This window comes from Azohydromonas aeria (assembly GCF_009760915.1).
In the GTDB taxonomy this organism is placed as follows: Bacteria; Pseudomonadota; Gammaproteobacteria; order Burkholderiales; family Burkholderiaceae_C; genus Azohydromonas; species Azohydromonas aeria.
In genome coordinates this window covers 1-25,891 of the sequence record NZ_VIDQ01000090.1, presented here as the reverse complement: position 1 = coordinate 25,891, position 25,891 = coordinate 1, and the positions used below count along the sequence as shown (strand labels likewise).

The 25,891-nt window shown below is 70.0% G+C and carries 21 protein-coding genes; 12 read left to right on the top strand and 9 right to left on the bottom strand.

The annotated features are described in order from the left end of the window. The 4 genes from FJ694_RS31400 to FJ694_RS31385 all read left to right on the top strand — a co-directional run. Window positions 1-1,173: acetyl-CoA C-acetyltransferase (locus FJ694_RS31400; protein WP_157271470.1), on the top strand; the 1,173-nt coding region annotated here is incomplete at its 5' end. A 60-nt stretch (window positions 1,174-1,233) separates the two neighbouring features. Further along, complete coding sequence (gene phbB, locus FJ694_RS31395) at window positions 1,234-1,971, top strand: acetoacetyl-CoA reductase (RefSeq protein WP_157271469.1); 738 nt, start codon at window positions 1,234-1,236, stop codon at window positions 1,969-1,971. Between the two features lie 125 nt (window positions 1,972-2,096). Then, window positions 2,097-2,345: a type II toxin-antitoxin system Phd/YefM family antitoxin gene (locus FJ694_RS31390; RefSeq protein WP_157271468.1), complete on the top strand. Its 249-nt coding sequence runs from the start codon at window positions 2,097-2,099 to the stop codon at window positions 2,343-2,345. Further along, window positions 2,342-2,728, top strand: coding sequence for a type II toxin-antitoxin system VapC family toxin (locus FJ694_RS31385; RefSeq protein WP_157271467.1), 387 nt, complete (start codon window positions 2,342-2,344; stop codon window positions 2,726-2,728). The genes FJ694_RS31390 and FJ694_RS31385 overlap by 4 nt, the downstream gene beginning before the upstream one ends. A 28-nt stretch (window positions 2,729-2,756) precedes the next feature. Here FJ694_RS31385 and FJ694_RS31380 read toward each other — a convergent pair whose 3' ends face one another. From FJ694_RS31380 to map, 5 genes are all read right to left on the bottom strand, one after another. Then, window positions 2,757-2,975 (bottom strand): DUF2788 domain-containing protein, encoded by a 219-nt coding sequence (locus FJ694_RS31380; protein WP_157271466.1) that lies wholly within the window; start codon window positions 2,973-2,975, stop codon window positions 2,757-2,759. Window positions 2,976-3,068: 93 nt separating this feature from the next. Next, window positions 3,069-3,860 carry a DUF2189 domain-containing protein gene (locus FJ694_RS31375; RefSeq protein ID WP_157271465.1) on the bottom strand — a complete coding sequence of 264 codons (792 nt, stop codon included), beginning with the start codon at window positions 3,858-3,860 and terminating at the stop codon, window positions 3,069-3,071. 60 nt (window positions 3,861-3,920) lie between these two features. Further along, window positions 3,921-4,982, bottom strand: coding sequence for a tRNA 2-selenouridine(34) synthase MnmH (gene mnmH / locus FJ694_RS31370; protein ID WP_157271464.1), 1,062 nt, complete (start codon window positions 4,980-4,982; stop codon window positions 3,921-3,923). Between the two features lie 103 nt (window positions 4,983-5,085). Further along, window positions 5,086-7,737, bottom strand: a complete 2,652-nt coding sequence (locus FJ694_RS31365; protein ID WP_157271463.1) for a [protein-PII] uridylyltransferase — start codon at window positions 7,735-7,737, stop codon at window positions 5,086-5,088. 52 nt (window positions 7,738-7,789) lie between these two features. Then, window positions 7,790-8,623, bottom strand: coding sequence for a type I methionyl aminopeptidase (gene map / locus FJ694_RS31360; protein ID WP_157271462.1), 834 nt, complete (start codon window positions 8,621-8,623; stop codon window positions 7,790-7,792). A gap of 101 nt (window positions 8,624-8,724) precedes the next feature. Between map and purL the strand changes: the two genes are divergently transcribed. Both purL and FJ694_RS31350 read left to right on the top strand, forming a co-directional pair. After that, window positions 8,725-12,711, top strand: coding sequence for a phosphoribosylformylglycinamidine synthase (purL, locus tag FJ694_RS31355; protein ID WP_157271461.1), 3,987 nt, complete (start codon window positions 8,725-8,727; stop codon window positions 12,709-12,711). 17 nt (window positions 12,712-12,728) lie between these two features. Then, window positions 12,729-12,938, top strand: a complete 210-nt coding sequence (locus FJ694_RS31350; RefSeq protein WP_157271460.1) for a SlyX family protein — start codon at window positions 12,729-12,731, stop codon at window positions 12,936-12,938. A 100-nt stretch (window positions 12,939-13,038) separates the two neighbouring features. On the opposite strand, the gene FJ694_RS31345 is transcribed toward FJ694_RS31350, so the two are convergent. Then, on the bottom strand, window positions 13,039-13,440 hold the full coding sequence (locus FJ694_RS31345) for a hypothetical protein (RefSeq protein WP_157271459.1): 402 nt from the start codon (window positions 13,438-13,440) through the stop codon (window positions 13,039-13,041). 209 nt (window positions 13,441-13,649) lie between these two features. Between FJ694_RS31345 and FJ694_RS31340 the strand changes: the two genes are divergently transcribed. Continuing rightward, on the top strand, window positions 13,650-14,471 hold the full coding sequence (locus FJ694_RS31340; RefSeq protein ID WP_157271458.1) for a universal stress protein: 822 nt from the start codon (window positions 13,650-13,652) through the stop codon (window positions 14,469-14,471). Between the two features lie 296 nt (window positions 14,472-14,767). After that, on the top strand, window positions 14,768-16,660 hold the full coding sequence (locus FJ694_RS31335) for a serine hydrolase (RefSeq protein WP_157271457.1): 1,893 nt from the start codon (window positions 14,768-14,770) through the stop codon (window positions 16,658-16,660). A gap of 66 nt (window positions 16,661-16,726) precedes the next feature. Here the strand turns inward: FJ694_RS31335 and FJ694_RS31330 are convergent, their stop codons facing one another. The 3 genes from FJ694_RS31330 to FJ694_RS31320 are packed head-to-tail and all read right to left on the bottom strand — an operon-like array spanning window position 16,727 to window position 20,550. Next, a complete protein-coding gene (locus tag FJ694_RS31330; RefSeq protein WP_157271456.1) occupies window positions 16,727-18,739 on the bottom strand; it encodes a peptidase U32 family protein in 2,013 nt (670 codons plus the stop codon). A gap of 25 nt (window positions 18,740-18,764) precedes the next feature. Beyond that, window positions 18,765-19,349 carry an NAD(P)H-dependent oxidoreductase gene (locus FJ694_RS31325; protein ID WP_157271455.1) on the bottom strand — a complete coding sequence of 195 codons (585 nt, stop codon included), beginning with the start codon at window positions 19,347-19,349 and terminating at the stop codon, window positions 18,765-18,767. A gap of 55 nt (window positions 19,350-19,404) precedes the next feature. After that, window positions 19,405-20,550 carry a S1C family serine protease gene (locus tag FJ694_RS31320; protein WP_157271454.1) on the bottom strand — a complete coding sequence of 382 codons (1,146 nt, stop codon included), beginning with the start codon at window positions 20,548-20,550 and terminating at the stop codon, window positions 19,405-19,407. Between the two features lie 62 nt (window positions 20,551-20,612). Here FJ694_RS31320 and FJ694_RS31315 point away from each other — a divergent pair, with 62 nt between their 5' ends. From FJ694_RS31315 to FJ694_RS31300, 4 genes are all read left to right on the top strand, one after another. Further along, window positions 20,613-21,335, top strand: coding sequence for an acetyltransferase domain-containing protein (locus tag FJ694_RS31315; RefSeq protein WP_157271453.1), 723 nt, complete (start codon window positions 20,613-20,615; stop codon window positions 21,333-21,335). A 142-nt stretch (window positions 21,336-21,477) separates the two neighbouring features. Then, window positions 21,478-22,866 carry a hypothetical protein gene (locus FJ694_RS31310; RefSeq protein ID WP_157271452.1) on the top strand — a complete coding sequence of 463 codons (1,389 nt, stop codon included), beginning with the start codon at window positions 21,478-21,480 and terminating at the stop codon, window positions 22,864-22,866. Between the two features lie 90 nt (window positions 22,867-22,956). Further along, a complete protein-coding gene (rlmB, locus tag FJ694_RS31305; protein WP_157271451.1) occupies window positions 22,957-23,697 on the top strand; it encodes a 23S rRNA (guanosine(2251)-2'-O)-methyltransferase RlmB in 741 nt (246 codons plus the stop codon). Window positions 23,698-23,716: 19 nt separating this feature from the next. Beyond that, complete coding sequence (locus tag FJ694_RS31300; RefSeq protein WP_157271450.1) at window positions 23,717-24,475, top strand: SIR2 family NAD-dependent protein deacylase; 759 nt, start codon at window positions 23,717-23,719, stop codon at window positions 24,473-24,475. The last annotated feature ends 1,416 nt before the right edge of the window (window positions 24,476-25,891 follow it).

The window sequence follows — 25,891 nt, the reverse complement described above, 5'->3', positions numbered from 1 at the left end:
GACATCGTCATCGTCGCCGCCGCCCGCACCGCCGTGGGCAAGTTCGGCGGTTCGCTGGCCAAGGTTTCCGCGCCCGAGCTGGGCGCCACCGTGATCAAGGCGCTGCTGGACAAGACCGGCGTGGGTGCCGACCAGATCGGTGAAGTGATCATGGGCCAGGTGCTGGCCGCGGGCTCGGGCCAGAACCCGGCGCGCCAGGCCATGATGAAGGCCGGCATCGCCAAGGAGACGCCGGCGCTGACCATCAACGCCGTGTGCGGCTCGGGCCTGAAGGCCGTGATGCTGGCGGCGCAGGCCGTCGCCTGGGGCGACAGCGAGATCGTGATCGCCGGCGGCCAGGAGAACATGAGCGCCAGCCCGCACGTGCTGCTGGGCTCGCGCGACGGGCTGCGCATGGGCGACGGCAAGCTCGTGGACACGATGATCAACGACGGCCTGTGGGACGTGTACAACAAGTACCACATGGGCATCACGGCCGAGAACGTGGCCAAGGCGCACGACATCAGCCGCGAGCAGCAGGACGCGCTGGCGCTGGCGAGCCAGCAAAAGGCCGCGGCCGCGCAGGAAGCCGGGCGCTTCAAGGACGAGATCGTCCCGGTGAGCATCCCGCAGCGCAAGGGCGACCCGCTGCTGTTCGACACCGACGAGTTCATCAACAAGAAGACCAACGCCGAAGCGCTGGCCGGTCTGCGCCCGGCCTTCGACAAGGCCGGCAGCGTGACGGCGGGCAACGCCTCGGGCATCAACGACGGCGCGGCGGCCGTGATGGTGATGTCGGCCGCGAAGGCCGAGCAGCTGGGCCTGAAGCCGCTGGCCAAGATCGCCAGCTTCGGCACCAGCGGGCTGGACCCGGCCACGATGGGCATGGGCCCGGTGCCGGCGTCGCGCAAGGCGCTGGAGCGCGCGGGCTGGCAGGTGGGCGACGTGGACCTGTTCGAGCTCAACGAGGCGTTCGCGGCGCAGGCCTGCGCGGTGAACAAGGAGCTGGGCGTGGACGCCGCGAAGGTCAACGTCAACGGCGGTGCCATTGCCATCGGCCACCCCATCGGCGCCTCGGGCTGCCGGGTGCTGGTGACGCTGCTGCACGAGATGCAGCGCCGCGACGCGAAGAAGGGCCTGGCCGCGCTGTGCATCGGCGGCGGCATGGGCGTGGCGCTGGCGGTCGAGCGCTGATCACACCGATCAAATCAAACCACCAAGGGCTTCACACACGGCCCAATGAAGGAGAGACAGATGGCACAAAAACTCGCATACGTCACCGGCGGCATGGGCGGCATCGGCACCTCGATGTGCCAGCGCCTGCACAAGGACGGCTTCAAGGTCATCGCCGGCTGCGGGCCGAGCCGTGACCACGAGAAGTGGATCGCCGAGCAGAAGGCGCTGGGCTACACCTTCTACGCCTCGGTGGGCAACGTCGCCGACTGGGACTCGACCGTGGCCGCCTTCGAGAAGGTCAAGGCCGAGCACGGCACCGTGAGCGTGCTGGTCAACAACGCCGGCATCACGCGTGACGGCCAGTTCCGCAAGATGAGCAAGGCCGACTGGCAGGCCGTGATGTCCACCAACCTCGACAGCATGTTCAACGTGACCAAGCAGGTCATCGACGGCATGCTCGACCAGGGCTGGGGCCGCATCATCAACATCTCCTCGGTCAACGGCGAGAAGGGCCAGTTCGGCCAGACCAACTACTCCGCGGCCAAGGCCGGCATGCACGGCTTCACGATGGCGCTGGCGCAGGAAGTGGCGGCCAAGGGCGTGACGGTGAACACGGTGAGCCCGGGCTACATCGCCACCGACATGGTCAAGGCCATCCGCCAGGACGTGCTCGACAAGATCATCGCCACCATCCCCATCCGCCGCCTGGGCACGCCGGAGGAGATCGCCTCCATCGTGGCCTGGCTGGCCGGCGAGGAGTCGGGCTTCACCACCGGCGCCGACTTCAGCTGCAACGGCGGCCTGCACATGGGCTGATGGCCGTGCATGCGCGTGCACTCGTGCACGTGCGAGGACGCCACGAAAGGCTGCGCACCAGGCGCAGCCTTTTCCTTTTTTGGGTCTTGTCGAGGGCGCTAAGCTGAAGCGCAAGGAGCAATGCCATGCAGACCATCAACCTGCCGCAAGCCAGGACGTCGCTGTCGCGCCTCGTGGAAGCCATCGAGCAGGGTCAGGAACGCGAGATCGTGATCGCGCGCAATGGCCGCCCGGCGGCAAGGCTTGTTCCGCTGGAGACCGTGCCTGTCGGCAAGCGCTTCGGCATCGCGAAGGGACTGTTCGAGGTGCCGGACAGCATCGATGCGCACAACGACGAGGTCGCGAAGCTGTTCAGCGGCGAGCCTCAGCCTTGAACCTGCTGCTCGACACTCACGTGGCCCTGTGGGCGATCACGGACAGTCCAAGGCTGTCATCAAGGGCACGAGAGTTGATTGCCTCGCCGACAACGACAGTCTGGGTCAGCGTGGCGAGTGTCTGGGAGATTGCGATCAAGCACTCGCTGGGACGGGGCGACATGCCCGTGTCGGGCCGGGATGCTGCGCGCTACTTCCGGGACTCAGGCTACAGGTTGCTGGCCATCGAAGCCGAGCACGCGGCTGCCATTGAAGCGTTGCCAGCTCACCACCAGGATCCATTCGATCGCCTGCTGGTGGCGCAAGCGCTGACCGAGCCGATGCGCTTGATGACTCACGATCCGATGGTGGCTCGTTACTCCGACACCATCATCGAAATCTGAAGAGGCCTGTGGCCGGGAATCGACAGCATCAATCCCCGACGCCCCCCAGGAAATACTTGAGCACGCCCTTGGCCGCGAAGCCCAGCAGCCCGAAGCCCAGCGCCAGGAACAGGATGAAGGTGCCCAGCTTGCCGGCCTTCGACTCGCGCGCGAGCTGGAAGATGATGAACACCATGTACAGCATGAAGGCCGTGACGCCGACGGTCAGGCCCAGCTGGGCAATGTTTTCCTCGTTGAATTCGAACATCGTCGTCTTGTTGTAGTCGTGTCGCCCCACGGCGCCCAACCGCCGTTCGGCCGAGCCTGCGCCGGGCCCGGTCCAGGAGGCATCAAGTCTTCTTCAGGGCAGCTCGTGCCAGTTGGAGGTGTCCACCAGGTCGCGGTAGGCATGCCAGCTCGAATGCGCCAGCCACGGCAGCACCACGATCAGGCCCAGCAGCAGCGTGGCCATGCCCACCAGCGTCAGCGCCATGATCAGCGCCGCCCACAGCGCCAGCGGCAGCGGGTGCTGCACCACCACGCGCCAGCTCGTGAGCACCGCCACCAGCACGCCCACGCGCCGGTCCAGCAGCATCGGGATGGCCACCACCGACGACGCGAACACCGGCGCGGCCAGCACGCCGCCCAGCAGTAGCCAGGCCTCGAACAGCCGCCCCTCGCCGGACAGCACCACGTGCTGCACGAAGTCCTGCGCCGTGTGCACCGGCGCCGGGGCGAAGGTGAGGATGAACGAGGTGGACGTCATCACCCAGCCCGTGCCGGCGAAGGCCAGCAGCATCCCGAAGATGATCAGCCGCCCGTCGTCGGGCTTCCAGGCGCGCAGCGCGGTGCGCAGCGTCGCGGGCTGCTTCTTGTGCAGCGCGCGGCTGACCGCATAGAGCCCCGTGGCCAGCAGCGGCGCCACCAGCAGGAAGCCGGAAAACGCGCTGGCCAGCAGCCAGAAATGCTCCGTCGCCGCCACCACCAGCAGCGCGCCGAACAGCGCGAACACCACGCCGTGCGCCAGCCCCGGCATCGGCGCGTGGACCAGGTCCTGCCAGCCGCGCGCCAGCCAGCCCAGGGGCCGCAGCAGGGGGATGGGCCGCACGCCGAAGCGGCGGGACTGTTCGATGGCGGGTTCGGTGGTGCGCATGCTGGAAGGCAACTCTCGCCGAAGTGGGGACCCCCCACTTTAAGCGGCCTCAAGGCCGCTTCAGGAGGCCTGCAGCAACTCCCGCGCGGCGTCCTGCATGCTGGCCTCGCCGCCGTCGCGCACCGCCAGGCTCGGCGCCTGCGCCAGGTGGCGGAAGTTGCGGTCCATGCTGCGCAGGTACAGCGGGTCGTAGTGCTCGCGCATCATCTCGGCGAACACCTCGGCCCAGGCGCCGGCGCGCGCCATGCGCTGCCATCGCTGCACGGTCTCGTGCCCGCGCAGCTCGACCAAGCCGTCGATGAGGCGGCAGAAGCGCTCGGTGTCGGCGGCGAAGAAGCCGTACTCCTGCAGCAGCAGCTCCACGCGCGCGGCCTCGCTCATCTCCACCACGGTGCAGCGGCCGTGCTCGCGCATGCGCAGGATCAGCGCGTCGGGCACGCGCACGCTGCCCACCTTCTGGCTCTCGCTTTCCACGAACACGGGCCGCGCCGGGTCGAGTGCGCGCAGCGCCTGCCACAGCAGCGTGTCGAAGCGCTTTTGCGGCGGCTGCGGCTGTCCGGGCAGGCCGCCCAGCACCGAGCCGCGGTGGCAGGCCAGCGCCTCCAGGTCCAGCACCTGCGCACCCTGCTGGCGCAGCGCCTGCAGCAGCCGCGTCTTGCCGCTGCCGGTGCGCCCGGCCAGCACGTGGAACCCGAACGTTTCGGGCAGCCGCTCCAGGTCCTCGCGCACGAGGTTGCGGAAGGCCTTGTAGCCGCCGGCGAGCTGCGAGGTGCGGAAGCCGATCTGCGACAGGAACCACGCCAGGCTCCCCGAGCGCTGCCCGCCGCGCCAGCAGTACACCAGCGGGCGCCACTCGCGCGGCTTGTCGGACACGGCCTGCTCGATGTGGCGCGCGACGTTGCGCGCCACCAGCGCGGCGCCCACCTTGCGCGCGTGCAGGGCCGACACCTGCTTGTAGAGCGTGCCCACCAGGCGGCGCTCGCCGTCGTCGAGCACGGGCCAGTTCAGCGCGCCGGGCAGGTAGTCCTCGGCGAATTCGCCGGGCGAGCGCGCGTCGATGACGCTGTCGAACTCGCCCAGGCGGTCGGCGGCCTCGCGGGCCTCCACGATGGTCAGGGACATGGCAATAAGGAACTCATCCATTTCCCGTTCGCCCTGAGCTTGTCGAAGGGCCGCGACCCGGGCCCGCAGCAGGCTTCGACAGGCTCAGCCCGAACGGTGCTTGTTAACTGGGCAGCGGCGCCGCCGCGTCGAGCAGCTCGCTCTCGATCTGCAGCTGCTTGCGCGCGTGCTGCAGCTCGGGGCCGTCGACGAGGAAGGTGTCTTCCACGCGCTCGCCCAGGGTGCTGATCTTGGCCAGCTGCAGGTTGATGTGGTGCGCCGCGAGCACGCGCGCCAGCGCGTAGAGCAGCCCGGAGCGGTCGCTGGTGCTGACCGACAGCAGCCAGCGCTGCGCCCGCTCGTCCGGGCGCAGCGACACGCGCGGCATCACCGGGAAGGACTTGACCCGCCGCGACACGCGCCCGCGGCTGGGCTCGGGCAGCGGGCCGCTGGCGCGCAGCGCGGCGCCGAGCTGGGTCTCGACCAGCGCGGTGAGGTCGCGGTAGCTGGCCGAGCCGGGCTCCTCCAGGCGCGGATGCACGACCTGGAAGGTGTCCAGCGCGTAGCCGCTGCGCGTGGTGTGGACCTTGGCGTCCTGGATGTTGAAGCCCGCGCCGTCGAAGTAGCCGCACAGCCGCGCGAAGAGGTCCGGCTTGTCCGGGGCATAGACCAGCACCTGCAGCCCCTCGCCGATGGGCGAGGGCCGCGCCCGCACCACCGGCTCGGCGCTGGCCACGAAGCGCCACAGCGCGCGCGCGTGCCAGGCGATCTCGGCGGCGTCGTGGCGCGCGAAGTAGCTCAGCTCCAGCGTCTTCCACAGCGGCCCTTCGGTGCCGGGCAGCTGCGAGGCCAGCGCCAGCAGCGAGCGCGCCTCGGCCTTGCGCGCCTCGATGTCGGCTTCCTGGCTGGGCTTGGCGCCGCCCAGGGCGCGCAGCGTCAGCCGGTAGAGGTCCTCGAGCAGCTTGCCCTTCCAGGCGTTCCAGACCTTGGGGCCGGTGCCGCGGATGTCGGCCACCGTCAGCAGGTACAGCGCGGTGAGGTTGCGCTCGTCGCGCACCTTGGCGGCGAAGGCGTGGATGACCTCGGGGTCGGAGAGGTCCTCCTTCTGCGCCACGCGGCTCATGCCCAGGTGCTCGGCCACCAGGAACTCGGCCAGCTGCGCGTCTTCCTTCGCGAGGCCGTGCTCGCGGCAGAAGCGCCGCACCTCGGTGGCGCCCAGCGCCGAGTGGTCGCCGCCGCGGCCCTTGGCCACGTCGTGGAAGAGGGCGGCGATGTAGAGCACCCAGGGCCGCTCGAACTGCAGCGCCAGCTGCGAGCAGAACGGGTACTCGTGCGCATGCTCGGGCATGAAGAAGCGGCGCACGTTGCGCAGCACCATCAGGATGTGCTGGTCCACGGTGTAGACGTGGAACAGGTCGTGCTGCATCTGCCCGACGATGCGGCGGAACACCCACAGGTAGCGGCCCAGCACCGAGCTCTGGTTCATGAGCCGGAAGGTGCGCGTCTGGCCTTCGGGGGCCTGCAGGATGCGCAGGAAGGTGGCGCGGTTGACCGGGTCGCGGCGGAACTCGCCGTTCATGAGGCCGCGCGCGTTGTAGAGCGCGCGCCAGGTGCGCGCCGACAGCCCCTTGATGCCGAGCTCGCGCTGGAACACCGCGAAGGTTTCCAGGATGGCGTGCGGGTCGCGCTCGTAGAGGTCGTCGCTGGCGACTTCGAGCATGCCGGCGCGCTCCAGGAAGCGGCCGTCGATGGGGCGCATCGGCGCGTCGCGCGAGCCCTGGATCTGCTCCTCCATGTTGAGCAGCACGATCTGGTTGAGCTGCACCACGGCCTTGGCGGCCCAGTAGTAGCGGCGCATGAGCGACTCGGAGGCGCGCTGCGTGCGCGTGCCGCGGTGCCCGAAGCTCTCGGCCACGGCCGTCTGCAGGTCGAACACCAGCCGGTCCTCGCGCCGCCCGGCGACCATGTGCAGCCGGGCGCGGATGAGCTTGAGCGTGCCCTCGTTGCGCTGCAGCTGCTGCGCCTCGAAGGGCGTGAGCAGGCCGTTGTTGGCCATGGCGCGCCAGGTGCGCCCGAGTCCCGCGCCCAGCGCCACCCAGCGCAGCACCTGCAGGTCGCGCAGGCCGCCCGGGCTTTCCTTGCAGTTGGGCTCCAGCGCGTAGGGCGTGTCCTCGTACTTGACGTGGCGCTGGCGCATCTCCAGCGTCTTGGCACGCATGAAGGCCCGGGCGTCCACGGCGGCGTCGGTGGCCTTGCGGAACTCCTCGAAGAACTTCTTGGGCCCGCAGATCAGCCGCGACTCCAGCAGCGAGGTCTGGATGGTGACGTCGCGCTTGGCTTCATCCACGCACTCGTCGAGCGTGCGCACCGAGGAGCCGATCTCCAGCCCGATGTCCCAGCACGCGGTGATGAAGCGCTCCACCGACCCGCGCAGCTGCTGCAGCTGGCCGCAGGCGGGCGCGTCGGGCGGCAGCTCGCACAGCGCGCAGCCGTTGGGCAGCAGCAGCAGCACGTCCACGTCGGAGTAGGGGAAGAGCTCGCCGCGGCCGTAGCCGCCCACCGCCACCAGCGCCGCGTCGTCGGGCAGGCCGCACTGCTGCCAGAGCCGGATCAGCGTGGCGTCCACGTGGCGCGCCAGCCCGTGCAGCAGCTGCGTGGTCGCGGGCACGCTCGGGTGCGCGTCGCGGAAGGTCTGGATCAGCGCGGCCTTGCCGCTGCGGAACTGCTGGCGCAGCGTCGCCAGGTTGCCCGGCGCCGGGCTGGGGATCGCGGACATCGGTGGACTGCGGCGGCGTGTGGACTGCGGGAAAGGCTCGTCGGGGGCCGCTTCAGGCGGCCGCGGCGGGCTGCTTGACGAAGGCCGGCGGCGGGGGCATGCCGGCCGAGGCCGTCAGGATCTCGTAGCCGGTGTCGGTGACCAGCACCGTGTGCTCCCACTGCGCCGACAGCGAGCGGTCCTTGGTGACGATGGTCCAGCCGTCGTACTTGCCGCCCTTGCGGTCCTCCTTGATCTCGCGCCGGCCGGCGTTGATCATGGGTTCGATGGTGAAGACCATGCCCGGCACCAGCTCCTCCAGCGTGCCGGGGCGGCCGTAGTGCAGCACCTGCGGCTCCTCGTGGAACTTGCGCCCGATGCCGTGGCCGCAGAACTCGCGCACCACGCTGAAGCCCTGGCTCTCGGCAAACATCTGGATGACGTTGCCGATGTCGCCCAGCCGCGCGCCGGGGCGCACCTTCTCGATGCCCTTCCACATCGCCTCGTAGGTGATGGTGCACAGCCGCCGCGCAGCGATGCTGCCGTCGCCGACGATGAACATGCGGCTGGTGTCGCCGTGCCAGCCGTCCTTGATGACGGTGACGTCGATGTTGACGATGTCGCCGACCTTGAGCGCGCGCTCGCCGGGCACGCCGTGGCAGACCTGCTCGTTGATCGAGGTGCAGATCGACTTGGGGTAGGGCGGGTAGCCGTTGGGCTGGTAGTTCAGCGGCGCGGGGATGGCCTGCTGCTCGTTCACGATGTAGTCGTGGGCCAGCTTGTCGAGCTCGCCGGTGGTGATGCCCGGGCGCACGTGCGGCGTGAGCATGTCCAGCACCTCGGCGGCGAGCCGGCCCGCGACGCGCATGCCCTCGATGTCGGCTGCGCTCTTGATGGTGATCGTCATGGGCAGGGATTATCTCACCCCCCTCTAAAATCGCGGGTTTGCATGGACCTGACGCCTCCCGGGGCGCGCGGTCCGGCCCCCTTGACGCGAGCTCCTCCAGCGTGACCAGCAAACACCTGTCTTCCTTCGCGGGCGGTAATGCCCTGTCGTCCTTCCGTGCCCAGGCGCTGCTGCAGCGGCTCCAGGCGGTGAGCCCGCGCATCACCGGCGTGAGCGCGCGCTTCGTGCACTGGGCCTGGGCCGACGCGCCGCTGGAGCCCGAGGCGCACCGCAAGCTCGCGGCGCTGCTCGACTACGGCAGCCCCTACGCGGGCGAAGGCAGCGGCGCGCTGGTGGTGGTGATGCCGCGGCTGGGCACCGTCTCGCCCTGGGCCTCCAAGGCCACCGACATCGCGCACAACTGCGGCATCGGCATCCACCGCGTCGAGCGCGTCACCGAGTACCGGCTCTCGCTCAAGAGCGGGCTGCTGGGCGGCGTCAAGCCGCTGGAGCCGCGCGAGCTGCAGGCCGCGGCGCTGCTGCTGCACGACCGCATGACGGAGAGCGTCGCCTTCGAGCGCGAGGCCGCCGCGCACCTCTTCGACGAGCGCGCCGCCGAAGCGCTGGCGCACGTGGACGTGCTCGGCCAGGGCCGCGCCGCCCTGGAGCAGGCCAACGGCGAGTTCGGCCTGGCGCTGTCCGACGACGAGATCGACTACCTGGTCGCCGCCTTCACGGGCCTCAAGCGCAACCCCAGCGACGTCGAGCTGATGATGTTTGCGCAGGCCAACTCCGAGCACTGCCGCCACAAGATCTTCAACGCGGAATTCATCATCGACGGCGAGAAGCAGCCGCTGTCCATGTTCGGGATGATCCGCAACACCGAGAAGGTCAGCCCGCAGCACAGCGTCGTCGCCTACAGCGACAACGCCGCGGTGATGGAAGGCGGCCCGGTTGAGCGCTGGCTGCCGCAAGGCTTCACCGACGCCCCGCGCTACGGCGCGCGCCAGGAAACCGCGCACGTGCTGATGAAGGTGGAGACGCACAACCACCCCACCGCCATCTCCCCGTTCCCCGGCGCGGCCACCGGCGCCGGCGGCGAGATCCGCGACGAGGGCGCCACCGGCCGCGGCGCGCGCCCGAAAGCCGGCCTGACCGGCTTCAGCGTCTCCAACCTGCACCTGCCCGGCACCAGCGAGCCCTGGGAGCAGGACCCGGTCGGCAAGCCCGAGCACATCGCCAGCGCCCTGCAGATCATGACCGAGGGGCCCCTGGGCGGCGCCGCGTTCAACAACGAGTTCGGCCGGCCCGCGCTGGGCGGCTACTTCCGCGTCTACGAGCAGACCGTGGACGGCGTGCGCCGCGGCTACCACAAGCCCATCATGATCGCCGGCGGCCTGGGCGCCATCAGCGACGGCCAGACGCACAAGATCTCCTTCGCGCCGGGCACGCTGCTGGTGCAGTTGGGCGGCCCGGGCATGCGCATCGGCATGGGCGGCGGCGCCGCCAGCTCCATGGCCGCGGGCACCAACACCGCGGCGCTGGACTTCGACTCGGTGCAGCGCGGCAACCCGGAGATCGAGCGCCGCGCGCAGGAGGTCATCAACCACTGCTGGGCGCTGGGCGAGGGCAACCCGATCCTGGCCATCCACGACGTGGGCGCCGGCGGCATCTCCAATGCCTTCCCGGAGCTGGTGGACGGCGCCGGCATGGGCGCCACGTTCGACCTGCGCAAGGTGCCGCTGGAGGAGTCCGGCCTGGCGCCGAAGGAGATCTGGTGCAACGAGAGCCAGGAGCGCTACGTCATCGCGCTGGACCCGGCCAGGCTGGAGCTCTTCGAGCAGATGTGCGAGCGCGAGCGCTGCCCGTTCGCCGTGGTCGGCGTCACCACGCAGGAGCGTGAGCTGATCCTGGAAGACGGCCCCGGCGGCGAGCGCGCCATCGACATGCCCATGGACGTGCTGCTGGGCAAGCCGCCCAAGATGCAGCGCGACGTCCAGCGCGTGCAGCGCCAGGGCGACGCGCTGGACCTGTCCGAGGTGAAGCTGGAGCAGGTCGCCTTCGACGTGCTGCGCCACCCGACCGTCGCCTCCAAGCGCTTCCTGATCACGATCGGCGACCGCACCGTGGGCGGCCTGTCGCACCGCGACCAGATGGTTGGCCCGTGGCAGGTGCCGGTGGCCGACTGCGCCGTGACGCTGGCCGATTACGCCGGCCTGCGCGGCGAGGCGATGAGCATGGGCGAGCGCACGCCGCTGGCCGCGGTGGATGGTCCTGCCTCCGGCCGCATGGCCGTGGCTGAAGCCGTGCTGAACCTGCTGGCCGCCCCCATCGAGCTGTCGCGGGTGAAGCTCAGCTGCAACTGGATGGCCGCCTGCGGCGAGCCCGGCGAGGACGCCGCGCTCTACGACACGGTCAAGGCCGTGGGCATGGAGCTGTGCCCGGAGCTGGGCATCGGCGTGCCGGTGGGCAAGGATTCGCTGTCGATGCGCACGCGCTGGAGCGACGCCGGCGGCGAGGCGCGCCAGGTGGTGGCGCCGGTGTCGCTGATCGTCACGGCCTTCGCCACGCTCGACGACGTGCGCGGCACGCTCACGCCGCAGCTGCAGGGCGGTGAGAGCACGCTGATCCTGGTGGACCTGTCCGAGGGCCGGCAGCGCATGGGCGGCTCGATCCTGGCGCAGACGCTGCAGGGCTTCGGCGAGGCCGTGCCCGACCTCGACCAGCCCGCGCGGCTGAAGGCGCTGGTGCAGGCCGTCAACCGGCTGCGCTCTGAGGGGAAGATCCTGGCCTACCACGACCGCAGCGACGGCGGCCTGTGGGCCACCGCCTGCGAGATGGCCTTCGCCGGGCACCGCGGCATCAGCCTGAACGTGGACCTGCTGGTCACCGAGGGCGACGGCATCAGCGACAGCCGCGCCGATCACGGCGACGCCAAGAACTGGGCCACGCACGTCAGCGCGCGGCGCAACGAGCTCACGCTCAAGGCCCTGTTCAACGAGGAGCCGGGCGTGCTGCTGCAGGTGAAGCGCGCCGACCGCGACGCCGTCATCGCCGTGCTGCGCGAGTTCGGCCTGAGCCGCCACAGCCACGTCGTGGGCACGCCCAACGACCGCGGCGTGATGGAAGTCTGGCGCGACACCAAGACGGTGTTCTCCGCCCCGCTGCGCGACCTGCACCAGGCCTGGGACGAGGTCAGCTGGCGCATCGCCAAGCAGCGCGACAACCCCGACTGCGCCGACGCCGAGCACGCCGCCGCCGGCGCGCAGGACGACCCGGGCCTGCAGCTGCACCTGACCTTCGACCCGGCCGAGGACGTGGCCGCGCCCTTCCTGAACCTGGGCGCGCAGCCGAAGGTGGCGATCCTGCGCGAGCAGGGCGTGAACTCGCAGGTTGAGATGAGCTACGCCGTGGCGCACGCCGGCTTCGAGAGCTACGACGTGCACATGAGCGACCTGCTCGCCGGCCGCACCACGCTGGACAAGTACCAGGGCTTCATTGCCTGCGGCGGCTTCAGCTATGGCGACACGCTGGGTGCCGGCGAGGGCTGGGCGCGGACCATCATGTTCCACCCCGAGCTGGCCGAGCAGTTCGCGGCGTTCTTCGGGCGCCATGAAACCTTCGCGCTGGGCGTGTGCAACGGCTGCCAGATGCTGGCCGCGCTGGCCGCCATCATCCCGGGCGCGCAGGCCTGGCCCAAGTTCACGCGCAACAAGAGCGAGCAGTTCGAGGCGCGGCTGAGCCAGGTCGAGGTGCTGGAGAGCCCGTCGATCTTCCTGCAGGGCATGGCCGGCAGCCGGCTGCCGATCGCCGTCTCGCACGGCGAGGGCTATGCCGACTTCTCGCAGCGCGGCGATGCCAACGCCGTGGTGCGCGCCATGCGCTTCGTGGACCACCACGGCCAGCCCACCGAGCAGTACCCGCTGAACCCCAACGGCAGCCCCGGCGGCCTGACTGCGGTGACCACCGCCGACGGCCGCTTCACCGCGCTGATGCCGCACCCGGAGCGCGTCTTCCGCAATGCGCAGATGAGCTGGAGCGGCGCCGGCGTGGAGGGCTTCAGCCCGTGGATGCGCATGTTCCGCAACGCGCGCAAGTGGGTCGGCTGAGCGAGGGCGGATCGGGCATGGATGTCGAGACCGACCGCCGCCTCGAAGCGCTGGAGATCAAGGCCAGCTTCGCCGACGACCTGCTGGAGGAGCTGAACCGCACCGTGGCGCGGCAGCAGCTGCAGATCCAGCATCTGGTACAGCAACTGCGCGCGCTGCAGGAGCAGCTGCCCGCCGCGGGCGCCGCGCCGCGCAGCCTGCGCGACGAGCTGCCGCCGCATTACTGAGCCAATGAAAACGGACCGCCGCAGCGGTCCGGATGGGCTTGGCATGCCGACTTGCACCGGCATGCCGAGCGGAAGGCTCCCGTATCGGCCGGGACCGGGATCAGCCCCGGTCGGCGCGCGCCGCGCGTGCGCCTTGCGAGCCGCTGTCCATGCTGCCGCCCGTCGCCGAGCCCGAACCCATGGTGCCCGAGCCGGTGCTGCCGGTGCCTGCGCCCGTCGTGCTCGACGACGTGCCGGTGCCGGCATTGCGGCTGGCATCGGGCGTGAGCGCGTCGGCCGTGGCGTTGCCGGCTTCGCGGGCCTTCTCGGCCGCGGACTCGCCCGTGCGCGTCACCGTGGCGGTGTCCGAGCGCGGCACGGCTTCGCGCATGGCTTCCCGGGCTTCCGAGCGGTCGACGCCGACGGTGCTGTTGGGCGTGGTGGTGGTCGAGCTCTGGGCAAAGGCGGTAGCGGCGGCGGCAGCCAGGGCCAGGGCGAGCAGGGTGTTGCGGTGCGAAGTCATGGTGATGCCTCGTTGAGGTAAGGGGACACCCTGTCCGGGAGGCAACCGCCGTGCCTTCCAGGCCGTTTCCAGGCCGCGGGAGGCCGCGGCGCCGGGGCCGCAATCCGGACTTTCAGTCCTGGTTCGGCGCGGACCTTGCCCGCACCCTGGCGCGCGGCGGCACTGCAGCCGCCCGAAAGCCTCCACCTCCACTCCCCGGGAGAACTGCCATGAAAGCCATTGCCTCGATCCTGCTGCACCTGGACGCGGCGCCGCACAGCCGCGACCGCCTGGGCCTGGCCGCCCGCCTGGCCGGGCGCCTGGATGCCGGGCTGCTCGCGCTCTACGGCGCCGCGCCCAGCGCCGCCAGCCACTTCCCGCTGCCACTGGGCGGCGGCGGCCTGACCCTGGACGACGTGCAGCGCGACGAAGCGCGCCGTGCCCAGGCGCGGGCCTGGTTCGAGGAAACCGCGGCGGCCGCGGGCGCGCCGCGGCTGAACTGGTCCGAGCTGCACGCCGTGGCGCCGCTGGCCGATGCCTTCGCGCGCCAGGCGCTGCTGCACGACCTGGTCGTGGTCGGCCAGCACGACCCGGACGTGGCCGGCGCCGCCGGCGTGCCGGCGGACTTCGCCGAGCAGGTCGTGATCGACAGCGGCCGGCCGGCGCTGCTGGTGCCCTACGCGGGCCGCTTCGACGAGGTGGGACGGCGCGTGGTCGTGGCCTGGAAGCCCTCGCGCGAGGCGGCGCGCGCGCTGTCCGCGGCGCTGGCGCTGCTGCAGCCCGGCGCGCAGGTGCACGTGCTGTCCTGGGGCGGCGACCCCGCCGAGCTGCGCCCGCTGCTGCAGCAGCATGGCGTGGAGGCGCAGTTCCATGCCGAGGGCGGCGACGAGGGGCAGGTGGGCGAGCTGCTGCTGTCGCGCGTGGCCGACCTGGGCGCGGACCTGCTTGTCATGGGCTGCTACGGCCGCAGCCGCACCCGCGAGCGGCTGCTCGGCGGCGCCAGCCGCTCCATCTTCGGCGCCATGACGGTGCCGGTCCTGATGTCGCACTGACGCCGCCCCCATCCCGGCCAGCCGGCTGGCCGGGACATGGACTCAATATCAGGGTTAACACGGAATAAATTGCCGGCGCGGGCGGTTGACGCCTGCTACCTATCTCCGGACCATGACACACCCCGTTGCAGGTAAATAGCGGACACAAAAAGCCTTTGCGCGGGTTCGTACCTCGGCAGTATTTCCATCACGAGCGTCAGGTTATTGGGCCGGCGCCGCAGCCGCCTGCGCCCGGATGAATGCTCGGGCGGCTGTCTGTGGAGTTTGCAATCATCAGGTCCAGGAGGAATGAAACCATGTTCCAGGCATACCATGGAGTAACCGGCGCGCAGCACCAGGAGCGTTTCAACGCCCTGAGTGCGCAGGGATTCCGGATGATTTCCCTCAGCGCCTTTGGCGACCCGGCCGATGCGCGTTATGCCGCCGTGTGGGTCAAGCGCGCCGGGCCGGCGTGGCGCGCGGTGCATGGCGTCAATGCCGAGAAGTATCAGCAGGTTTTCGACGAGGCCAAGGCGCAGGGTTTTGCGCCGGTGCTGGTGACGGCGACCGGGTCGGCCTCCAACGCGGTTTTCGCGGCCGTATTCGAGCAGGGCGTCATGGGTGCTTGGATGGCGCGCCACGGCATGATCTCGGGTCCCGAAGCCAATGCCGGCACGTTCCAGAATCTGACCAGGCAGGCCTACAACCGGAAAATGATTCTGCGCTCGGTGGCCATTTACGGCACGCCCGGCGACCAGCGCTATATTGCCGTCTGGCATGCGAATCCGGAATTCGTGAAATGGCGCGTGTTTCCCGCGGACAAGGCCGAGGGCTACCAGCACACCTTCGACGCCGCCACGCAGCTGCCCGGCGTGCAGCTCAGCGGCTTCCGCCCGGCCATCGTGGCCCTGTCGTCTGACCAGACCTACTGCTCGGTATTCAGGGACGACGTGGTCGGGCCCTGGGTGGCGCGCCACGGGCTCACGGCCCAGCAATACCAGGCGGAATTCGACAAGCAGGTGGCGGCGGGTTTCTACCCCATTTGCGTGCAGGGCGGCGGAGTGGGCAGCGCCACCCGTTATGCCGCCATTTTCGCCAAGCAGGACATTCCGGTGAAACGGCAATGGACGGTGGCCGGCGCGCCGGTGCCCGCCCTGGCGCCGCTGGACCAGTTGATGAAAAGATTCATGCAGGCCCATGGCGTGCGCGCCGCGCAGCTGGCCATTGCCAGGAACGGCGTGCTCAAGTTTTCCCATGCCTATACCTGGGCCGAGCCGGGTTATCGCGACACGCAGCCTTCCGACCGTTTCCTGCTGGCCAGCGTCAGCAAGGCTTTCCTGTGCGCGGCCGTGCAGGCGCTGTATGACGACCCGAAATCCGGCCTGAAACCCGAAACCCGCGTCTATCCGCTGCTGGGATTTGACAAACCGAAAGACCCGCGCAGCGACACCATCACGATCCAGCAGTTGCTCAACCACACGGGCGGCTACAACAGCGATGCCGTGGACAAGGGCGGCTCGGGTTTCGATCCGACCTATCGCATGCGCGAGGTGGCGCAGGCGCTGGAGTTGAACTCGCCGGTGACCAAGCTCGACATTGCCCGCTACATGTACGGCCGGATGCTCGATTGCGATCCGGGCACCGAATACCACTACTCGAATTTCGGCTATCTGCTGGCCGGCGCGGTGGTGGAGAAAGTGTCGGGCCTCAAGTTCTTCGATTTCCTGCGGCAGCGGGTCCTGCAGCCCGCCGGCATTTCCGAGGTGATCGTGTTCCCGACGGAAGCTTCGAAGCGCACGTCGGACATGGCCATCATCGAGGACTGGGGCCTGGGCAAGAACCCGCTGAAGCTGGCCTCGGAGCGGCTGGTGCCCTCGGTGTATGGCGGCTGCGGCGAGATCAACGAGGTGGGCGATCCCAACGCCGGGCTGGGCGCCTCGGCGCAGGCGGTGACGCAGTTCATCCGCCGCCACGCGGTGTGGGGCAACGGCGGCCGCGCGGCGGGCTCGGCGCGCTCCGGCAGCACGCCCGGCGCCTCGACGCTGGCGGTGTCGCGCAGCGACGGCATCGACTGGGCCTGCGTGATCAACACGCGCAACTGGGCGCCGGGCACCTCGCCCGAGTTGAACGCGGACCTGTTCGACCTGGACGCCGACCTGAGCCCGAACTCGATCACGGCGCTGATCAACGCGCTCAAGGGCTCGATCTGAGGTAACCCGCAGGCGGCCGCGCTCTCAGCGCGCGCCGCCGCGCTGCAGCAGTGTGGCCCAAGCGCTTCAGCGCCCCGGCGCCCCCGGCCGCGTGCGGTAGAACTGCACCGGCACCGCGTTCACGCCCTTGAGGCTGGCCTTCTCGGCCGCCTTGGCCTGCTGCAGCACGTTCTTCTTGATGCGCCCGACCACGTGCATCTCGCAGGGCTTGCAGTCGAAGCGCAGCGTCAGCACCTCGTCGCCGTGCGTGATGGTCAGCGGCTCGGCGCGCACCGTGCCCTGCACGCCGGTCACGCCCTTGGCTTGCTTGGGACACAGGCTCAAGCTGAAGCGCACGCAGTGCTTGGTGATCATCAGGCTGGCCTCGCCCAGCGCCTCGTGGCTCTCGTAGGCCGCCTCGACCACCTTCACGCCGTGCTTCACGTAGAAGTCATGCGCCTTGCGGTTGTAGACGTTGGCCAGGTAGCTCAGCGTGTCCTCGGGGTAGGGCACCGGCGGCTGCACCGGCGCGACGGGCGCCAGGCGCTCGCGGCAGGCCTCGCGCTCGGCCTCCAGCGCGGCCACGGCGTCGCGGCGCAGCGCGTTGAGGAAGCCCGCCGGCACGAACCAGGGGCGCGACAGCCGCAGCGTCACCTCGCGCGGCTCGAAGATCGTCGCCCCCAGCCGGGACAGCTGCTCGATGAGCTGCGGCTCGACGCGCTCCGGCTGCTGCGCACGCTCGTGCCCATGCGGCGCCTCCACGCGCGCGTAGTGGCCGTCCGCGTCGGTCAGTGACAGGGCGAAGCCTTCCGGCGTCTCCTCGAAGTACAGGTCCACGGCGATGCGCCGGTCGGCGGACTTCTTCTTCAGCAGCCGCTCCCAGGCCATGTCGCGGTTGCGCAGCAGCACGGTGTCGCGGCGCAGGTCCTTCAGCTGTGCCACCGGCTCCTTGGGGAACACGCGCCAGCGCCGCGCGCCCTCGTCGAGCAGCTCGACGGTGTTGACCTGCACGCCCTGCAGCTCCTGTTGCAGGTCGAACCAGGTGATCGAGTCGCCGTTGTTGAGCGCGCCCACGCCCGCGTCGAGCACCACCTCGACGCTGTCCGCGCCCAGCTTCGCGACGTAGCCCAGCGGCAGCCCGGCGTGCTTGGGCGTGTCGAAGGCGCCGATGTCGTCCTGGCGGCCGTTGACGAAATAGTCGGTGGCGCCGCGGTTGAAGTTGCGGTCCGGGTCGGGCTCGAACAGGAAGGTGGTGCGGCCGCTGGAGGCGGGGGCCAGGGCCGGGCGCTGCTCCAGCACGTTGTCGAGCAGCCGGCGGTAATGGGCGGTGATGTTCTTCACGTAGCCCATGTCCTTGTAGCGGCCCTCGATCTTGAAGCTGCGCACGCCGGCATCGACCAGCGCCGCAAGGTTGGCGGACTGGTTGTTGTCCTTCATCGAGAGCACGTGCTTGTCGTGCGCCACGATGCGGCCCTGCGTGTCGGTCACGGTGTAGGGAAGGCGGCAGGCCTGGGAGCAGTCGCCGCGGTTCGCGCTGCGGCCGGTGAAGGCATGGCTGACGTAGCACTGGCCGCTGTAGGCCACGCACAGCGCGCCGTGGATGAAGAACTCGACGACCGTGTCGCGCGGCAGCGCCTCGGCCACGGCGCGGATCTGCGGCAGCGTCAGCTCGCGCGCCAGCACGATCTGCGCGAAGCCGGACTCGGCCAGGAACTTCGCCTTCTCGACGCTGCGGATGTCGCACTGGGTGCTGGCGTGCAGCTGCAGCGGCGGCAGGTCCAGCTCCAGCAGGCCCATGTCCTGCACGATCAGCGCGTCGGCGCCGGCGTGATGGACGTCCCAGGCCATGCGCCGCGCGCCTTCGAGCTCGTCGTCGCGCAGGATGGTGTTGAGGGTGATGAAGACCTTGGCGCCGAAGCGGTGGGCGTGCTTCGTGAGGCGCTCGATGTCGGCCACCGGGTTGCCGGCCGAGGCGCGGGCGCCGAAGCCCGGGCCGCCGATGTAGACGGCATCGGCGCCGTGGTTCACGGCCTCGATGCCGATGTCGGCGTCGCGGGCCGGGGAGAGGAGTTCGAGTTGACGGGTGCGGTGCGCGCTCATAGGGCGCGCATGGTAGCGGCGGGGTTCAACCCGCCTCCCGCCCCAGGTTCTCCAGTTTCGTGAGCCACTTCTCACGCTGCGCCTCGCTCATCTCCCCGATGCCGCCCACCAGCGTCTCGTGGATCGGCGCGATGCCCACGAAGCCCAGGATGTTGCGCTCCAGCGACTTCAGGCTGTGGGCGCGGAAGTAGAAGCGGAACACCAGCGCCGGCATGCCCATGGTCACCACCACGCGCGCGGAGCGGCCGGTCAGGCCTTTGTTGGCCAGCGGGTTCTTGCCGTCGGGATGGAAGGCGAAGCCCGGCCGCGCCACCTGCTCCAGGAAGCCCTTCAGCAGCGCCGGCATCCCGCCCAGCCACAGCGGGAAGAAGATGACGATGTGCTCGGCCCAGCCGATGGCGTTCTGCGCCTCCTGCAGTCCCGGCGGCAGCAGCCCCTCGGTCCACTGCGTGGCGCTGCGCAGCAGCGGGAAGTCGAGCTGCGCCACCTCGATGCGCCGCACCTCGTGGCCGCGCTCCTCGGCACCGCGGGCATAGGCGTCGGCCAGCGCGTGGTTGAAATGCCGCTCGGCGGCGTCGGGGTGGCCTTGCAGGATCGTGATGCGCGTCATGGCCGCGATGGTCGCCGCGAAGTCCCGCCGCGTTCCTGCCTTTCGTCAAGCCTTGTCAGGACTCCCCGCCCGCCAGCCGCACGCTCACCTGCCGCGTGCGCCCGGAACGCCAGACGCTCAAGGTCACGCTGTCGCCGCTGTTGAAGCGCTCCAGCTCGTTGAGCAGGTCGTCGAAGTCCGTCACCGGCTCGCCATTGACGGCGGTGATCACGTCGCCGGCGGTGATGCCGCCGTCGGCGGCGCGGGCGAAGGGCTGCAGCCCCGCGCGCTGCGCCGGGCCGCCCGGCGTCACGCGCAGCAGCGCCACGCCCTTGGGCAGCTTCAAGGCCTCCTGCAGCTGCCGCGTGCCGGCGGCAATGCCCAGCGAGGGCCGCACGATGCGCCCGTCGCGGATGAGCCGCGGCACGATGCGGTTGACCTCGTCCACCGGAATGGCGAAGCCGATGCCGGAGTTCGCGCCGCTGGGGCTGAAGATGGCGGTGTTGACGCCGATGAGGCGCCCGGCCGAATCGAGCAGCGGGCCGCCGGAGTTGCCGGGGTTGATGGCGGCGTCGGTCTGGATCACGCCGCGGATGGTGCGCCGCGTCACCGAGTCGATCTCGCGGTTCAGCGCGCTGACGATGCCGGTGGTCATGGTCTGGTCCAGCCCGAAGGGGTTGCCGATGGCATACACCTTCTGGCCCACCTGCAGGTCGCGGCTGGTGCCCAGCGGAATCGCGGGCAGCCGGCCCTTGGGCGCCTCGATGCGCAGCACGGCCAGGTCGCGGTCCGGGAAGGCACCGACCAGCTCGGCGCGGTAGCTGGTCTGGTCGTTGAGCGTGACGCGCGCGGCGTTGGCCTCCTGGATGACGTGGAAGTTCGTCACGATGTGCCCGGCGTCGTCCCAGACGAAGCCGGTGCCCGTGCCGTTGGGCACCTGCGAGACGTTGAGCGAGAAGAAGTCGCGCTGCAGCGCCAGGCTCGTGATGTTCACCACCGAGGGCGAGATGCGCTTGAACACGTCGATGTGGTTGCGCTCGTCGGCGTCCAGCGGCCCGCGCGGCGCCACGGCGCGCGGCTGCGCCTCGGCGCGGCCCTTCGTGCCCTGGGCCCAGGCCGAGGAGGGCCACGGCGCGCCCAATCCCGCCGCGCCGCTGGCCAGCAGCAGCGCCTGCAGCAGGGCACGGCGGGATCGCGGCGGGAGGGAGGGAGAAAGCTTCATGCGCAACGAGTCCTGGAGTTCGAAGCGCCGATCATAAGAAGCCGGCCGCTACGATCCGGGCCATGCCGCAGCACGAACGCTACGACCGCCTCGACGCCCTGCGCGCCCTCGCCATGGTGTGGATGGCGCTGTTCCACCTCAGCTTCGACCTGAACTTCTACCGGCTGCTGCAGCCGCCCCAGAATTTCTATGCCGACCCGTTCTGGACCGGGCAGCGCACGGCCATCGTCAGCCTGTTCCTGTTCTGCGCCGGGCTGTCGCAGGCGCTGGCGCAGGACCTGGGCCAGCGGCCGGCGCGCTTCTGGTGGCGCTGGGCGCAGATAGCAGGATGCGCGCTGCTGGTGTCGCTGGGCTCGTGGTTCATGTTCCCGCGCAGCTGGATCTCGTTCGGCGTGCTGCACGGCATGGCCGTGATGCTGGTCCTGGCGCGGGCGCTGGCGCCGCTGGGCCGCGGGCTGTGGCCGCTGGCACTGCTGGCGTTGCTGTTGCCCCACGTCGTGCAGCACCCGGTGTTCGACAACCGCTGGCTGAACTGGACCGGGCTGGTGACGCGCAAGCCCGTCACCGAGGACTACGTGCCGGTGCTGCCCTGGCTGGGCGTGATGCTGCTGGGGCTCGCCGCCGGGCAGTGGCTGCTGGCGCACCGCCGCGGCCTGCTCTCCGGCGCGCTGCCGGCGGCGCTGATGCCGCTGGCGCGGCTCGGCCGCTGGCCGCTGACCTTCTACATGGTGCACCAGCCGGTGCTCATCGCCCTGGTGCTGGCCTACGCCGCCATGACGAAGTAGCGAGACGGCGCCTTTTGCCACGGTCCGGACAGGAAATCGGGCCGATTGGGCAGTAGGCTTGCGCCCCTTTCGGCACGAGCCGCCGCGCCGCGGCGTTCGAGCCCATCCGTTTTCGCAGAGCAATCCCTTCGCAGTACCTCCCATGAGATTCGATGAGATCGCCGCCCGGAAGGCGAACACGGCCGTGCTGTCCTTTCCTCCCGAGCCGCTGGTTTCCGCACAGGCCGCGCCGTTCGCGCGCGCCGGCGTGATGCCGCGCTGGGTGTGCCTGACGCTGGCGCTGCTGTGCGGCGGGCTGGGCACCTGGGCCAGCGTGGTGACGCTGGGCTATTTCGAGTACGGCGCGCGGGCACTGGAATCCGACGAGGCCGCGCGCAGCCTGGCCGGCGCCACGTCGGCGCTGCTGGTGGTGCTGGAGATGGCGGCCTTCGGCATGGCGGCGATGCTGCCACGCGAGCGGCTGCGCGCGCAGCGCTGGAGCCTGGCCGCGCTGGCGGCGGCGGTGCTGGCCTTCGAGTGCCTGACCATCGTGCTGGTGCAGCAGGGCATCACGCGCACGGCCGACGTCAGCGCCGACGCGCGCCAGGCGCAGATGCGCACGCTGCAGGCGTCCATCAACGCGCTGCGGGCCACGGCCGAGGAGTTGCGCAACGCGGCCGCGGCGTCCTCGCAGTCGAAGGTGCTGGCCTCGCGCCAGTCGGCGGCCGAATCGCTGGCCGCGGCGCTGGACGCCGAGCGCCAGGCGCAGGCGCGCGGCGCCGAGCTGGCCGCGCTGCAGGCCGGGCAGCGGCCCACCGCGACGCAGATCCTGGGCGAGCACGGCGCGCTGGCCTACGCCGTCACGCGCGGGCTGCTGGTCTCCGTGGCCGGGCTGGTGCTGTTCGGCGCCGCCGGCTCGCTGCTGCGCGCGGCGGGGGAGGGCGCCGCGCGCGAGGAGAGCGTGTCCGTGGCGGATGCCGCCGTGTCCGCGCCGGCCGTGTCCGGCGTGTCCGAGGGTATGCCTGACGTATCCGGGGCCGTGTCCGGCGTGCCTGCCGTGTCCGCGCCGGCCGGTCCGGTGCCGCTGTCCCATTTCGCCTGGACGGCCGGGACGCCGGCGCACGGCACGGTGGCGCCGGCCTCGGTGTCCCTCGTGCCGCTGAAGGCCGAAGCCCTGACCTGGAGCGGCCGGGCGCTTGAAAAGGCGGCGGCCGAGGGCGTGTCCGGCGCGGCCGTGCCGGGTGTGTCCGTGTTCGTGTCCGGCGACGTGTCCGCGAACACGGCGGACACGGCGGGCACGATGCCGCCGGTCGACGACGAGGCCGAACCGGCCGAATCCAATGCCCCGGGCGGCGAGGACGCCCGGCTGGCCCGCGTGCGCGACGGCGTGCGCGACGGCTCCATCACGCCCAGCATCCGCGGCGTGCAGGCGGCGGTGCGCTGCGGCGCGCCGATGGTGCGGCGCTACCTGGCGCAGCTGGAGGCCGAAGGGCTCATCCGCCGCGACGGCAAGGGTTTCATCAGGGTGGAGCGGGAGCTGGCCGAGGCCTGAGGCGCGGCGCGGCGGGTGCGCGCCAAGTGCGCGCCGGCGCTGGGCTTTCCGGCACTGGGCCCCCTGGACGCGGGGACGATAATGCGGCCGATGAATGCATCCAACCGCTTGCTGTTCGGCTTCCACGCCGTGACCGTGCGCCTGAAGACGGCGCCGCAGTCCATCACCGAGATCCACATCGACGCCACGCGGCGCGACGCCCGCATGCGCCAGTTCGTGGAGCGCGCCAAGGAAGCCGGCATGAAGCTCATCGAGAGCGACGACGAGCGGCTGACCAGGATCTGCGGCGCGCCGCGGCACCAGGGCGTGGTGGCCCGGGTGCAGGCGCTGGCGCAGCAGCACTCGCTCGACGACGTGCTCGACGGCGTGGAGGGCCCGCCGCTGCTGCTGGTGCTCGACGGCGTGACCGACCCGCACAACCTGGGCGCCTGCCTGCGCGTGGCCGACGGCGCCGGCGCGCACGCGGTGGTGGCGCCCAAGGACCACGCCGTGGGCCTGAACGCCACGGTGGCCAAGGTCGCCAGCGGCGCGGCCGAGACGGTGCCTTATTTGATGGTCACGAACCTGGCGCGCAGCCTGAATGAACTCAAGGAGCGCGACATCTGGGTCATCGGCACCGCCGAGGACGCGGAGAAGACGATCTACGAGGTCGATTTCAAGGGCCCTGTGGCGCTGGTGCTGGGCGCGGAAGGGCCCGGCATGCGCCAGCTCACGCGCAAGACCTGTGATGAACTGGTCCGCATCCCGATGCAGGGCGCGGTGGAGAGCCTGAACGTGTCGGTGGCCGCGGCCGTGTGCCTGTACGAGGCGCGGCGGCAGCGCGGGGCCTGACGCCCACCGGGGACCGGCCATGACGCAGCACACCGACCGCGACATCGCCGACCTGCGCACCCGCCTGGCCACGGCGCGCAAGGTGTGCGTGCTCACCGGCGCGGGCATGTCGGCCGAGAGCGGCATCCCCACCTTCCGCGACGCGCAGACCGGCTACTGGTCTCGGTTCGACCCCATGCAGCTCGCCAGCGAGGCCGGTTTCCGGGCCGATCCGCGCATGGTCTGGGACTGGTACGCCGAGCGCCGCGAGGGCGTGCGCCGGGCCCAGCCCAACGCTGGGCACCTGGCGCTGGGCGCCTATGCCCAGCGCCACCCCGGCCGCCTGACCCTGGTAACGCAGAACGTGGACGACCTGCACCAGCGCGCTGGCAACGGCGACACGCTGCGGCTGCACGGCGACATCCTGCTCGACCGCTGGCTGGAGCGCTGCACTCACCAACCGTCGCTGACCGACGTGTCTGGCGCCGTCCCCGGCCGTCCGCCGAAGTGCCCGCACTGCGGCAATCTGGTGCGCCCGGGCGTGGTCTGGTTCGGCGAGATGCTGCCGGACGGCGCCATGGAAGCCGCGCAACAGGCCGCCTTCGAATGCGACGTGATGCTGGTCGTCGGCACCTCAGGGGCCGTCTGGCCCGCCGCCGGGCTGGCGCAGGTGGCGCACGAGGCGGGGGCGCACGTCGCGATCGTCAATCCGCAGCCGAGCGAGATCGACGACCAGGCGCATTTGTGCTTGCGGGGGACGGCGGCGGGGGTGTTGCCGCGGGTGCTGGATGGAGTTTGATTCGACGAGCTGAGGGTTTCGAAACAAAACCGTCGCCATGCCTGCGGCGACCTGATTCCGTGCGGGAAACATCGTCGGCGACCAGTATCCCGTCAGCATGAGTGCTTCGCACCCAATTTCTTCATTCTCGCGAAGGCACACGGCTGTCCGGGGAAATGAAAAAGATGTCGGCCAGGGGCTGACACGCCACGCCCACTACTTCGTCATCCCCGCGCAGGCGGGGATCCAGGCGGCCCCAGGTTGGCCGTGAGCCGAGGCGCAGCGCCTGCCGTGTCATGGAAACATGGCAAATCGACCGACATTCAGGCTGGGTCAGGAAACGACTCGATTTTCTCCTGCGTGCACTGCTGTCCGGAGAAAGTTCAACCCATGGCCTCCCGTCAGCCGCCAAGCTTCGCACTCCGATCTGTCATTCCGGCGAAAGCCGGAATCCACGCGCGCTGCTATGGTGGAATGGCCAACGCCGGCATATGCGTTCACCGGCCAACGGGACATTGCAGCGTTCGTGGATTCCGGCTTTCGCCGGAATGACGAGACGGTAGGCGGGATGCCCGTGCTGTCGGGAGACTGTTTGTTTTTCTAGTTTCCCCGCTCTCTGAGATCGCGTCTTGCTTTCTGCCTTCACCGAATTTGCCAACACACCGCTAGTTTACGGAATGCGAAGCAATGAGGGGTGAAAGGCAAGACTGAGTACCGAAACCTCGGCGCCGAAGAATTGGAGACTTATACACGGTTGGTCTGCGCTTGGTAACACAAGCCGTGAGAAACAACATCGTCATGCCCGCGCACGCGGGCATCCAAGTTTAGTCGTCCGCCAGGACGGCGGATTTGGATTAACGCGCTGCAACGCACCGGGCTCGGAAGGCCGGCCTAGCGGCTGGCATAAAAATGGATGCCCGCGTGCGCGGGCATGACGACATCATTTCTTGCGGCCTCAATCTCTACAGAGCCGCTACCGATATTCGGTGAAGATGCAACCACCGGCACTCGTAAGCTGTGGTGCCACGAAATCCAGCCCGTCATTCCGGCGAAAGCCGGAATCCACGCGCGTTGCTACGGTGGAATGGCCAACGCCGGCATATGCGTGCACCGGCCAACGGGACATTCCAGCGTTCGTGGATTCCGGCTTTCGCCGGAATGACGGGACAGTAAGCGAGAGGCCCGTGCTGTCGGGAGGCCGGACTTTTTTCACTCTCTCAAGTATCTGGGGTCGCGCCTTGTCTTTCGCCTTCATCGAGTTGGACAGCACGCCGCGGAGTTAGGACATGCAAAGCAATGAGAGGCAAAAAGCAAGACCTGATAATCATCTAGCCGCAGTGGCCGGCCTCCGTTCACGGGACTATCGTTTGGTTGCGACTCAACCGACGGTGCCCACGAAGGAGGCCGGCATGGAACTGTACTCTTCAATCGACCTGC